Consider the following 12,193-nt stretch of genomic DNA (forward strand, 5'->3'; position numbering starts at 1 on the left):
GTCGCGGATCTCTACCGTTTTCTGATCGTTAAAGCCGATGCCATGCCCGGCAGAGATACAGAAGTTGGCGTAATCCGGGTGTGCCGGGCCGGTCAGAATGGTTTTGAAGCCCTGACGGCCTGCCGGATCATCATGGATATAAAGCTCCAGTTCGGCCATACGTTCCTGGGTGTAGCGAATCGTCCCTTTGGTGCCAGTGACGACGTAGGTCAGCCCCATTTTACTGCCGCAGGCAATGCGTGAGGTTTCAATCACGCCGTGGGCGCCATTGGCAAAACGCAGCAGCGCGCTGGCCTGATCTTCATTTTCCACATCGCGAAGCAGCGAGGGATCTTTCGGATCGGGTCGCTGCTTGATCACCGTCAGCATATCGCCGGAGACTTCGGTGATATTGCCCACCAGGAAATGAGCCATGTTGACGATGTGCGCGGCAAGGTCACCCAATGCCCCCAGTCCGGCCAGCGCTTTCTGGCAGTGCCAGTCCAGCGGCGTATTCGGATTCGCCAGGTAGTCTTCGTTGTGCGTGCCATAAAAATGCACCACCTCGCCAATTTCGCCGCGGGCAATAATTTCCTGTGCCAGCTGGCTGGTCGGGTTTTTCATGTAGTTAAAGCCCACCAGCGTTTTCACGCCTGCGGCTTCTGCTGCCCGCGTCATCTCTTCAGCATCGACCACATCCAACGCCAGCGGTTTTTCGGAATAGACATGCTTACCGTGACGAATGGCTTCCAGCGCCATCTCTTTATGCAGGAAATTGGGGGCACAGATGTCCACCACGTCGATATTCGGATCGGCCACCAGCTCACGCCAGTCACCCGTTGAGCGAGAAAACCCCAGTAACGCGGCCTGTTTCTTCGCCACTTCCGGGTTAACCTCCGCCACCATCTCACGCACTATTTCACCTTTCAGCGCAAACACTGTCGAGGCCTGAGCGTAAGCAATAGCGTGACAACGGCCGATATAACCGGTTCCAATCAGTCCAATTCTGACCTTTTCCATACAGGTTCCTTGCAGGTTAACGATGCGAATGCATGGAATGTATATTTCAAAATAAGTCTTCACAACGTCAAAATGAAATAAACGTGATCATTCTGACGAAACTGACTGCAACGAGTGCTGCAACAACGAAAGGCGTTGCGTGACGTTACGCAACTCTGACAGGGCGGCTAACGCGCCCAACCTGAGGAATTTTAGGAAAAATGCTGCTTTATTCAGCAGTCAGAACAAAATCAGTAAACAGGCTTTGACATCCCCCACCCCGCTAGATATTATGCGCCCCGTTCCAACGATTCCTCTGTAGTTCAGTCGGTAGAACGGCGGACTGTTAATCCGTATGTCACTGGTTCGAGTCCAGTCAGAGGAGCCATATTCGAGAAGCCCGCTCAGGGAAACCTGAGCGGGTTTTTTCATGTCTGAATCTTATTATCTGACAAAAGCCCCAGGCTTAATCGCCCCCTATATCCTGAGCTTCAGTAACATCACCCCGGTAAATATCTGCCAGAAGGTAATGGGATAAACCGATGCCCTTTCGATAATCCCCACGGAAACCAGGTTTAGCGGGATAAGGAACATGCTGAGCAGACCTACGCAGCCGAGCACTCCGCTGAACAGACTGTAATCACGTATTCCACTGCGTTTTCGCACTAACCAGCCAACGGTAATCAGACAGAGATTCCCGCCGCCAATAGCCATTATCGCGCCAGCCTGATGCACAGTGAATCCGCTGGCTTCTGTGCCGCTGTGAAATAATGCGATCGTTACTCCGCCAATGCCATGTAACAGGCCGGTCAGCAGAAAGAGAGACCGCCCGAACCCGGTGAAGTTTGCACGCAGTAACAGGCAAGCGAGGAAGAAAAGCAGCCCTTCCGCAGCGAAACCACTGTTCATCACCGCATGCAGAGGCGAGCAGACATCGCGTCCATCAGGCAGCACGCCGCACTGAGCAATGCCCAAATCGCTGATGTAGTTTTTACTGAAGAAGTACGGTGGAGTGGTCCAGGCGCGGGAAGAGACTTTCTCGGCCAACAAATATAACAGGCCACCCAGTGCAAAACTGAGTGCGCCCACTTTCTTCCAGTGCAATTGCTTGTTCATACCTGTCCGTTATTTAACGATCCCGGCCAAGCGTCCAGTATGCCATAAAGTTAACCACTTCACGGTCCAGCTGAAATTCATCTATCAGACAGTGGCGAAGCTTTTTCACCACTCCCGACTCTGCTGCTACCCAGGCATTGAATCCGTGCTTACCTTCCGCACGTTCCCAGATGCCATCTTCAATCAGACTTTTGTTTTCAAGCGATTGCTCTGCGACCCGGGCGCTGGCTGGAATAGTCAGATGGTCGCGAAGCGCTTGCAATAGCAGCTCGCCCAGCGTTGAGTGGTCATCGCGCCCCAGCCAGTGAATTTCCGCGAACGGAAAGGTATTCTGCTGGGCATCTGCCCTGTGCGGCACTTCGAAGAATGCCTGCACTTTCGGCGGTTCAGGCAACTTTGCCAGTTGCTCAAGAATGCCCACGGCCGCAGGCACAGCGGTTTCATCGGCAATCAGTAACGCCTGGTGGATGCCATCGTGCCAAATCCACTCATAGCCGCCGCTGTCTTCCGGAGAAGCCGCGTTAGGGGCAACAATTTGCATCTTAGCCCCGGTTCCTGCGTGCATCGCCCAGCGCGAAGCAGGACCCGTTTCGCCGTGCAGCACGAACTCCACGTCGATCTCTTTTTGCTCGCGGCGCAATTCCCGCAGGGTATAAGTCCGCATGACCGGACGCTGGTTTTTTGGCAAGGCCAGATAATCCTGATACCACCCTTCGCTGACCGGCATCGCCGGACAGGAACCGTCTTCACCGGCAAACATTAGCTTGATGCGCTGATCGGGGGATTCGTGCTTCATCTTCAGCACATCGTCGCCGGTGAACACACAGCGCAGTAAGGAAGGCGTAACCTGTATGCGTTGTTTGAGCGTAACGTTAAATATCCGGTAACCCGCGGCCATGGTGCTGCTCCTGTAGGGAAGGTAGTGCGATGTGTTAACCGTCTGGCGGTTTTTATTGGTTGCAATATAACGATAATCATTATCATTTAAAAGATGAAAATGATCGCATCTCTTCACATCGCCCTGACATCAGGGCAGCAGATTGCTATCAATTTACTCGTTATGCAGCCGCTGGCGGCGACGCAGCCCAGGGAACCACACCATCCACAGCCCTACCACAATCAGCGTACCAATCCCGCCGACCGCTGCGGCAGGTGCAGCGCCAAGCCAGGCCGCTAACATGCCTGACTCAAACTCACCAAGCTGGTTGGAAGTGTTGATAAAAATGGAGTTCACCGCGCTAACCCGTCCACGCATCTCGTCAGGGGTATCTAACTGAACCAACGAGCCACGGATAACTACGCTGACCATATCAAACCCGCCCAGCGCAAACAGCGCCAGAATCGATAGCCAGAGCTCCTTCGACAGCGCAAAAATCAGCGTCGCCACGCCAAAACCGGCCACAGAAGCAAACATCGTCATGCCAACGTTGCGCTCCAGGGTGCGGCGGCTGAGCCAGAACCCCACCAACAGCCCTCCCACTGCTGGAGCACCGCGCAATAGTCCCAGCCCCCATGGCCCGGTATGCAGAATATCCTTGGCGAAAATAGGCAGTAATGCGGTCGCCCCACCCAGCAGGACGGCAAACAGATCCAGCGAGATCACCCCAAGGACATCAGGCCGGTTACGAATAAACCGCACGCCCGCGAAGACGCTTTCAAAGGTCGCTGGCGTCCTTTTTGGCGGCGCATGCTCATAACGCAGACGGCTGACCATCACAATCGAGATCAAATAGAGAACACCAGTCGTGACGTAGACCACGCCAGGACCAGCAACGTAGAGGAAACCGCCCAACGCCGGGCCTAGCATTGAAGCGGTTTGCATCGAAGCCCCGTTCGCAGCGGTTGCTCGGGCAAGCATTGCCGAAGGCACAAGCGCAGGAAGCATCGACTGCAGCGAGGGAGCTTCCAGCGTTCTGGCTACCGAGATAATGAACACCAGCCCAAGGATAATGACCTCATCCGTTCGCTGTGCCAGCGTCAATCCAGCCAGCACCGCAATGGCTATCCACTCGGTTATCTGCCCGAAAAGCACCACTCTTCGGCGATCGAACTGGTCGGCAACATGCCCTGCGGGCAACGCCAGCAAGACGGCAGGCAAAAATTGCACCAGACCAATCAGCCCGAGATCCCAGGCCCGGCCGGTAATCGAATAGATCTGCCAGCCCACCGCGATGGAGAGCATCTGAAAACCAAAGCTGGAGGTGGTGCGGGCCAGCCAGAACGCGACAAACGAACGGTGTTGGAACAGGGAATCCGCCCTGGCGGGTGAAGAAGAGTGCATAGCTTTCTTTTACCTGACTGTTTTTATTTTACTGCGCAGATGAAGCGGCAGGTTTTCTGTATTTCCACAACCAGCGGCCGCTGTTCAGACGGCGCCAGAAGAAGGCTCCGCGAACGATCCAGTCCAGGAACATGCCAAGCCAGATGCCGACCACGCCGAAGCCCAACACTACGCCGAGCGTGTACCCCGCCACAATTCGGGCTCCCCACATACCCAGCAGCGAGACCCACATGGTGAAACGTGCATCTCGTGCCCCTTTCAGCCCGGCGGGCAAGACCCACGATGCCGCCCAGAAAGGCATAAACGCCGCATTTAACCAGACCAGAATTTTCACTACCTGAATCACGTCATCTTCTTTGGTATAGAAGGAGGCGAGGATCCCGGCGAACGGCACAGTGATTGCCGCCAGAGCGCATAATCCAATCGTTGAAAGCCAGAAGATATGCCTGAGCTGGCGCTCCGGTTGCAGCAACTGCCCTCGACCTAATCGCGTCCCCACAATGATGGTGGCAGCTGACCCCAGCGAGTTACCCGGCAGGTTAATCATGGAGGCTATCGAGAAGGCAATAAAGTTACCCGCTATCACGTCTGTGCCCATCCCGGCCACAAAGATTTGGGTCAACAGTTTGCCGCCGTTAAACAACACCGATTCGATACTGGCAGGCACGCCAATCCCCAACACTTCCATCAGGATGCTGGTGTTCAGGCGGGTGAAGTAACTTTTTAGGGTAATTTTTAAACGTGGGTTGAAGCCGATCATCAGCACGTAGATGACGGCCAACGCGCCAATATAACGAGAGATGGTTAAGCCCACCGCCGCACCGTCAAAGCCTAATCCTTTCCAGCCAAAGCAGCCGTAGATCAACGCGGTACTGATCACGATGTTCAGAATGTTCATTCCGCCGTTGATCAACATTGGAATTTTAGTGTTGCCTGCTCCGCGCAGCGCACCACAACCAATTAAGGCTATAGCCGCCGCAGGATAACTCCAGGCGCTGATCGTCAGATAGTCGAGGGCAAGGGCTTTTACCGCCGGTTCAGCGCTGCCTGCAATGACATCAATAATCTGGACACCAAAGAACTCAATCAGCAGCGCCAGCAGCACCGCAAACAGCGTCATTAACACCAGCGACTGTCTGGCCGCGGCTTCCGCCCTTTCGCGATTGAGTTTTCCCAGACTGAAAGCGACCACTACCGTGGTGCCCAGATCGATGGCGGCGAAGAAGGAGATGATCACCATATTGAAGCTGTCTGCCAGCCCGACGCCAGCCATCGCCTCTTTGCCCAACCAGCTGACCAGGAAGGTGCTGAGCACCCCCATCAACAGGACGCAAAGGTTCTCGAAAAAGATCGGCACGGCCAGCGGAGTGATCTCTCGCCAGAACAAAACCCGGTAGGAACGTCTTTTGGGATACCACGCGGTATTTTTGATCGCCTGCAGCAGAGAAACTCTGAAATTTTGCAAGGTAGTTCCAGCCAGGAAAAGGTAAGTAGACCTGATTGATGATGGTAAAAGCCTGACAAATATGCAAAGTCTTTTTCTTCGCGCTGCACAAAAAGGCGGTTAGCGGTGAAAGAAGTCTCCGCTCCCTGCGGGCTTTATTGCTAAACTGCCGCGACGATTTTCAGGAGAAAGCCATGAAGCCCCGTTCCGTTACGCTGGATGATGTTGCCGCCGCCGCCGGAGTCTCTTATCAGACGGTTTCCCGCGTGCTGAACCATTCTGCCAGCGTGGCTGAAAAAACCCGGCTGAAAGTGGAATCGGCGATGGTCGCCCTGAATTATGTTCCCAATCGCGTGGCGCAGCAGTTGGCTGGGAAACACGCCCGCACCCTCGGTCTTGCTACCAGCGATCTGGCTCTGTTTGCCCCTTCACAGATGGCTTCCGCTATTCAGCAACGCGCTGCCACTTTGGGCTACCGGCTGGTGATTGCGATGGCCGGGGATCAGGGTGCCGAAGTTGCCGTGCAGGAGTTACTGGCACAGCGCGTAGATGCCCTGCTGATTAACCTGCCGCTGACCACTCCAGGTGCCAGCAAAATAGCCACTATCGCCGGTCAGGTTCCGGGATTGTTTCTGGATGTGCCTGACGACGCGCCGGTGCCGGTTTGCCAGTTCAGCGCCGAAACAGGCGCACGTCAGGGAATTGAGCATCTGCTGTCATTGGGGCACCGAAAAATCGCCCTGCTCAATGGGCCAAAGAACTCGGTGGCGGCTGAAGCGCGCCATCAAACCTGGCTGAAAGTGTTAAATGAGCATCAGCTAACGCCGCACAGTGAACTGACCGGTGACTGGAGCGCAGAGTCGGGCTATCGTGCCACACTGGCTCTTTTAGGGCCTGACTTGCCCAGCGCGCTTTTGGTCGCTAACGATCAGATGGCTCTGGGCGCGCTGCGGGCGATCCATCAGGCCGGTTTGCAGATCCCTGCGGATATTTCGGTGGTGGGCTACGACGACACGGCAGAGAGCGCATGGTATCAGCCGCCGTTAACCACGGTTCGTCAGGACAGTAAAAAGCTCGGGGAACGTAGCGTAGACTGGCTGGTGCAGACGCTTAGCGAGGGGGAAAATCCGGCGCTGATGCGGCCGTTTGCTACCGAGTTGATTGTCAGAGAAACCACCGCAGCCCCGCCAACTAAGCTGGCAAATGCGGCAGAACTTCAGCGGACTCGCCTTGCTGGAGGCAAAATAAAGGGCGATCGATGATCGCCCTTAGAAAGTCAGCAGAGAGCCTTACTGTGGTTTAGGCTCGCCCATCACTTTCAGTTTTTTCGACAGTTCACGACGCTCTTTCGACAGGTCGGCATTTTTGATGATGTAGTCATCAACACGATCTTCGTAATCGCTACGCATGCTGCCAATGATTTCCTGGATGGCTTCAATGCTCATGCCCGGTTTGATGTATTCGCCCAGGTTATCGAGCAGCAAGACACGCTTCTGGTTATCACGAATTTTCTTTTCGTTATCGTGAATCTCGCGCTGCAGCTTGTTCTTACGACGGAACATCCGCACGAACTCCAGCACGTCCTGAAATGATTGCTTTGCATTTTCCATGAAGACACCTTTCATTTAGGCCTGTTCGCACAGGCGTCATTATCGTAGCTCTCAGCTTAGCGGCTCACCGCGGCCAAGGGCAATTTTGAAATTGTAGAGTCGGACCTTATCTTAACGCGAACGACTGTTTCCCGCAGTAAGTTGTTGCATATCGCTTATTTACGCAAGACCAGCCGCATTAAATCAGACAATCTTTCTAGCTGCCCCGCCATCTCCAGGCTCAGCCAGACGTAGCCGTGGATAGCCGTTTCCACCCGTTCATCGCTGCCATATTCGTTGATCAACTGCCGCAGCTCACGGCTTATCTCCTCCAGCTCGCCACTGTAAGAGGCGATTTTGTCGGTGTTGCCTTCCACGATAGCTTTCGACAGTTTGCGCAGCGTGCTCTCGGTCATCTCTTGTGTATGACGCAGTGCCGGTGCGTTCAGCAGGATCAGATGGCTCTCGCGCGAGTTCCACCAGGCATTCAGCTGCAGTTCCAGAGTACAGACCATATTGCGGTTCAGCGTCTGGATACCTTCAAACACCGAACGGGGAATTTTGGTTTCTTTGCTGGACGGCTCAATCAGCGCGCGCATTTTTACCACGCCAGTTAACAACCGCTGTAATGGCCGCGTCAGCCGGGGCTTCTCGACCAGGTTTGGCGAAAAACCGGCGTGATAAATTTTGGCGGTTTCCAGTAAAGAGTCCGACAGTTTAATGCGCCAGTGGGTATAGGCTTTCTGAGGATAGATGCTGGTAAACAGCAGTGCCAGCAGCGATCCGAAGATCACATCGCCCCCACGCCATAACGCCGTGGTCAGGTCTCCGGGCGGCGCTCCGCAGATCACAGCCAGCGTAATCCCAATCAGCAGCGCCATATAAGGGTGTTTGCCTAGCGTCAGAAAGCCGCACAGAAACATCACGATGGTGCACCAGACCAGCATGACAGGCAGGGAGATAACTTCAAGCTTCAGCGCAATCAGGCCCGAGACAGAGCCAAAGATGGTGCCGCCGATGCGTTGCAACGCACGAGGAAAGACGTTTCCCCAGGAGGAGATCGGCCCCATTACCACCACCAGCGTAATCAGCGGCCAGGTCCCTTCCGGGATCTCCAGCAGGCGCACCAGCAGAAAGGTCAGCACGAAGGCCAGCGCAATTCGGATGCCGTGCACGGTACGGTAGTTGCGGTAGAGGGTGAATTCGAAGGCCGATAACGGCTTATCCGGGCGCACTCAGTTCTCCTGACGTCAGTTGAAGCTGGGCATCATACCCGATCAAAAAAAGCGCCGTTATTGATTCTGCACTATTTTTGGTGAGGTATTTCCTTACATCTTTTAAGGAATAACACTAATTAACAAAACAACAACATCTGTTATACATAATACTGTCTACTTGCTCATATTTTTACACTTTAGATATAACTTTACAGACTGGAACAATAGGAAGCTCAATGCGCAAACCTACTTCAACACTGCCCGGTGTCACCCGACGGCAGGTTTTGACATGGTCGACCGGGGCAATCGCTGCTACCGCCACCGGCGTTGCCAAAGCCGTAACGCTGACCGGAGCCCCAAGCTGGACACCGTTTTCAGATAACCCACCCGAAACCTTCGATTCGCAGGCCCTGCTGTTTTTCACCGAGGAAGAAGCTGCCACGATAGATGCCATCGTTGACCGCCTGATCCCGGCGGATGAGCTGAGCATGGGCGGGAAAGAAGCCGGATGTACCGTCTTTATCGATCGCCAGTTGCACGGTTTTTACGGCACCTTTGAACGACTTTATATGGAAGGCCCTTTTGAAAAGGGGGTTCCAGAGCAGGGAGATCAGTCCCCGCTGGTTCCCCGCCAGCGTTACCGTCTTGGCATCGCCGCCCTCAACAAGTATTGCCAGTCTACCCATCAAAAAGCCTTTAAAGACCTGACCGCCGACCAGCAGGACGAAACGCTGCAGGGTCTGGAGAACGGCAAGATCGCGCTGGACGCTTATGACAGCGCCTCCTTCTTTGCACAGGTTCTGAGTAACGCGATGGAAGGCTTCTTTGCCGACCCTATTTATGGCGGCAACAAGGGCATGGTCTCCTGGAAGATGCTGGGCTTCCCTGGCGCTCGTTATGATTATCGCGACTATATTGGCCGCCATAACGAAGACCTGAAGCTGCAACCGGTCGGCATTGCCGATTTGCCAACCCAGAAAAAAGGATCCTGATATGGCGACCAAACTGCCGAAAACTGATGTAGTGGTCATAGGCCTGGGCTGGGCTGGCTCGATCATTGCCAATGAACTGGCCGACGAAGGGCTGAGCATTGTCGGGATCGAACGTGGTCCGTGGCGCGATACCGCACGAGACTTTAACGTGGCCACCGTGACCGATGAGCTGCGTTATGTTCAGCGTGAAGAGCTGATGCTGCGTACCCGCCAGAACACCTGCACCATGCGTAACAATCCTTCACAAACCGCTTTGCCAATGCGTAGCTGGGGCTCTTTTCACCCAGGTAACGGGACGGGTGGCGCGGGTAACCACTGGGCAGGCATTACCTTCCGTTTCCAACCGGAAGAGTTCCGCCTGCGCAGCCACCTGACCGAACGTTACGGTGCAAATGCTATTTCTTCCGATCTGTCGCTGCAGGACTGGGGCATGGAGTGGGATGAGATTGAAAAGCACTATATGCAGTTTGAACGCGTTGCCGGCACCTCCGGGAAAGCAGGCGTACTGAACGGCGTGAAGCAGGAAGGCGGCAATCAGTTTGAAGGCTCCCGCTCTGGTGAATACCCTACTCCGCCGATGAAACAGCCTTACGGTCCGACGCTGTTTGCAGAAGCGGCCCGCAATATGGGCTACAACGCTTTTGCCGTGCCTTCGTCACTGGTTTCTGAGGCCTACACCAACCCCTATGGCGTGACGATGGGGCCTTGCACTTTTTGTGGCTTCTGCACTAACTACGGGTGCGCTAACTACTCCAAAGCCAGTGCCATCACCACCGTTCTGCCAGCCTTGATGCGCAAACCTAATTTCACCGCGCATACCAGCAGTGAAGTGATGCAGGTATTGACTGACTCCACCGGTAAGAAAGCCACCGGCGTCACCTTTATCGACTCCAGCGGGGACGAATGGGAACAGCCTGCCGATCTGGTGATTGTGGCGGCCTACACCTTCGAAAACGTGCGTCTGATGCTGCTTTCCAACATCGGTAAAGCTTACGATCCGGTGTCCAATACCGGCACCACCGGCCGCAACTACGCCTATCAGACGGCGAACGGCGTGACGTTGTTCTTCGACAATAAGAACTTTAACCCGTTTATCGGTGCGGGTGCCGTCGGCATGGGTATCGATGATTTTAACAACGATAACTTCGACCACAGCGGGCTGGGCTTCTTCGGCGGCGGCAGTATCCGGGTAACGCCAATCGGTGCCGCCCCAATCAACAGCCGTCCGGTTCCTCCTGGTACACCAAAATGGGGATCGGCCTGGAAGAAGGCCACGGTGGACAACTACCTCAGCACCCTGTCCATCGGCTGTGAGGCCAGCAGCTATACCCAGCGCACCAACTATCTGTCGTTGGATCCAAACTACAAAGATCCTCACGGTCGCCCGCTGCTGCGCATTACTTTCGACTTCCCGGAAAACGATCTGCGGATGGCGCAGTACTGCACCGGTAAAGTGGCGGAAATTGCCAAAAGCATGAACCCGCGTCAGCTGGTCTCGAAACCCACCAGCGGACACTGGAACAGCGTGCCCTATCAGTCTTCCCACGTTTGTGGCGGCTTTGTCATGGGTGCCGATCCTTCTACCAGTTCGGTGAATAAGCATCTGCAGGTCTGGGACGTGCCGAATCTGTTTGTGGTTGGCGCATCCGCCTTCCCGCAAAATCCCGGCTATAACCCTACAGGCACCGTTGGCGCATTAGCTTTTAAAGCCGCCCACGATATCCGTCAGCACTATCTGAAACGCCCTGGGGAGATGATCACCGCATGAAAAAGCACACGCTTTTCGCACTAGCTGCGATCTCACTCTCCGTGCTTAGCGTCTCTCAGGCCTGGGCGCAGCCGGAATACGATCAGATTGAACGTGGCCGTTACATCGCCACGCTGGGTGACTGTACGGCCTGCCATACCGTTGATCCGAAAAAACCGTTCGCCGGGGGCGTTGGTCTTAACACCCCTTTCGGTAAGCTGGTCGGCGCTAACATTACCCCAGACCGCGAGACCGGGATCGGCAACTGGAGTTTTGATGACTTCCAGCGCGCCATGTCTGAAGGCGTGGGCCATGGTGGCAAACGTCTTTATGGCGCAATGCCCTTTACCGCATACACCAAAGTCTCCCGTCAGGATAACGCCGATCTCTGGGCATATCTGCAGAGCCTGCAACCTGTTCATCAGGAAGTGGAATCCAACCAGCTGCCCTTCCCGTTCAACGTTCGTACCAGCCTGATAGTCTGGAACTGGATGAACTTTGATCGGGGGGAATTCAAGCCGGATATGAGCAAATCCGCTGAATGGAATCGCGGTGCTTATCTGGTTGAAGGCTTGGGCCACTGCGGAACTTGCCACACGCCGAAGAACGTTTTAGGTGGAGACAAGAACAGCGAGTTTCTCTCGGGTGCCGTGGTTGAAGGGTGGTGGGCACCGAATCTGACCAGCAATGAGCATGACGGTCTAGGCAAATGGACGCAGGAAGATATCGTCAGCTATCTGCGTACGGGTGTGAACCGTTATGACATCGCTTCCGGGCCGATGGCTGATGCGGTGAAGAACTCCACGCAGCACTGGCGTGATGAGGATCT

General features: G+C 54.9%; 11 protein-coding genes and 1 tRNA gene. 5 read left to right on the forward strand and 7 right to left on the reverse strand.

Features of this window, described 5'->3' with window-relative positions; translation table 11 throughout:
• A partial coding sequence (locus WCC56_RS06130; RefSeq protein ID WP_424691524.1) for a Gfo/Idh/MocA family protein occupies positions 1-999 on the reverse strand: 999 nt, incomplete at its 3' end.
• 291 nt (positions 1,000-1,290) lie between these two features.
• Between WCC56_RS06130 and WCC56_RS06135 the strand changes: the two genes are divergently transcribed.
• Positions 1,291-1,366: transfer RNA gene (locus WCC56_RS06135), tRNA-Asn, on the forward strand.
• An 89-nt stretch (positions 1,367-1,455) separates the two neighbouring features.
• Here WCC56_RS06135 and WCC56_RS06140 read toward each other — a convergent pair.
• From WCC56_RS06140 to WCC56_RS06155, 4 genes are all read right to left on the reverse strand, one after another.
• Entirely contained in the window at positions 1,456-2,094 is a 639-nt protein-coding gene (locus WCC56_RS06140) for a DUF998 domain-containing protein (protein WP_424691525.1), read from the reverse strand.
• 13 nt (positions 2,095-2,107) lie between these two features.
• Positions 2,108-2,992 (reverse strand): siderophore-interacting protein, encoded by an 885-nt coding sequence (locus tag WCC56_RS06145; RefSeq protein ID WP_424691526.1) that lies wholly within the window; start codon positions 2,990-2,992, stop codon positions 2,108-2,110.
• Positions 2,993-3,145: 153 nt separating this feature from the next.
• The gene (locus WCC56_RS06150) at positions 3,146-4,375 is read right to left on the reverse strand and encodes an MFS transporter (protein WP_424691527.1); all 1,230 of its coding nucleotides are present in this window, start codon (positions 4,373-4,375) and stop codon (positions 3,146-3,148) included.
• A gap of 28 nt (positions 4,376-4,403) precedes the next feature.
• Positions 4,404-5,840, reverse strand: coding sequence for an EmmdR/YeeO family multidrug/toxin efflux MATE transporter (locus tag WCC56_RS06155; RefSeq protein WP_424691528.1), 1,437 nt, complete (start codon positions 5,838-5,840; stop codon positions 4,404-4,406).
• A 173-nt stretch (positions 5,841-6,013) separates the two neighbouring features.
• Here WCC56_RS06155 and WCC56_RS06160 point away from each other — a divergent pair, with 173 nt between their 5' ends.
• Positions 6,014-7,081: a LacI family DNA-binding transcriptional regulator gene (locus tag WCC56_RS06160; RefSeq protein ID WP_424691529.1), complete on the forward strand. Its 1,068-nt coding sequence runs from the start codon at positions 6,014-6,016 to the stop codon at positions 7,079-7,081.
• 27 nt (positions 7,082-7,108) lie between these two features.
• On the opposite strand, the gene WCC56_RS06165 is transcribed toward WCC56_RS06160, so the two are convergent.
• The gene (locus WCC56_RS06165) at positions 7,109-7,429 is read right to left on the reverse strand and encodes a DUF496 family protein (RefSeq protein WP_424691530.1); all 321 of its coding nucleotides are present in this window, start codon (positions 7,427-7,429) and stop codon (positions 7,109-7,111) included.
• A gap of 155 nt (positions 7,430-7,584) precedes the next feature.
• Entirely contained in the window at positions 7,585-8,643 is a 1,059-nt protein-coding gene (locus WCC56_RS06170) for an FUSC family protein (RefSeq protein WP_424691531.1), read from the reverse strand.
• A 218-nt stretch (positions 8,644-8,861) separates the two neighbouring features.
• On the opposite strand from WCC56_RS06170, the gene WCC56_RS06175 reads away from it, so the two are divergent.
• The 3 genes from WCC56_RS06175 to WCC56_RS06185 all read left to right on the forward strand — a co-directional run.
• Complete coding sequence (locus WCC56_RS06175) at positions 8,862-9,617, forward strand: gluconate 2-dehydrogenase subunit 3 family protein (protein ID WP_424691532.1); 756 nt, start codon at positions 8,862-8,864, stop codon at positions 9,615-9,617.
• 1 nt (position 9,618) lies between these two features.
• Positions 9,619-11,385 carry a GMC family oxidoreductase gene (locus tag WCC56_RS06180; protein WP_424691533.1) on the forward strand — a complete coding sequence of 589 codons (1,767 nt, stop codon included), beginning with the start codon at positions 9,619-9,621 and terminating at the stop codon, positions 11,383-11,385.
• Positions 11,382-12,193, forward strand: an 812-nt coding sequence (locus tag WCC56_RS06185; protein WP_424691534.1) for a c-type cytochrome, incomplete at its 3' end; no start/stop codon positions are given. The genes WCC56_RS06180 and WCC56_RS06185, both read left to right, overlap by 4 nt.

The organism is Erwinia sp. (assembly GCF_049696395.1).
In the GTDB taxonomy this organism is placed as follows: domain Bacteria; phylum Pseudomonadota; class Gammaproteobacteria; order Enterobacterales; family Enterobacteriaceae; genus Erwinia.

Excerpts from the sequence above, each read along its gene's own strand:
- WCC56_RS06145 (WP_424691526.1), bottom strand. The coding sequence starts at position 2,992 with ATGGCCGCGGGTTACCGGATATTTAACGTTACGCTCAAACAACGCATA.
- WCC56_RS06160 (WP_424691529.1), top strand. The coding sequence starts at position 6,014 with ATGAAGCCCCGTTCCGTTACGCTGGATGATGTTGCCGCCGCCGCCGGA.
- WCC56_RS06180 (WP_424691533.1), top strand. The coding sequence starts at position 9,619 with ATGGCGACCAAACTGCCGAAAACTGATGTAGTGGTCATAGGCCTGGGC.
- WCC56_RS06165 (WP_424691530.1), bottom strand. The coding sequence starts at position 7,429 with ATGGAAAATGCAAAGCAATCATTTCAGGACGTGCTGGAGTTCGTGCGG.
- WCC56_RS06150 (WP_424691527.1), bottom strand. The coding sequence starts at position 4,375 with ATGCACTCTTCTTCACCCGCCAGGGCGGATTCCCTGTTCCAACACCGT.
- WCC56_RS06175 (WP_424691532.1), top strand. The coding sequence starts at position 8,862 with ATGCGCAAACCTACTTCAACACTGCCCGGTGTCACCCGACGGCAGGTT.
- WCC56_RS06140 (WP_424691525.1), bottom strand. The coding sequence starts at position 2,094 with ATGAACAAGCAATTGCACTGGAAGAAAGTGGGCGCACTCAGTTTTGCA.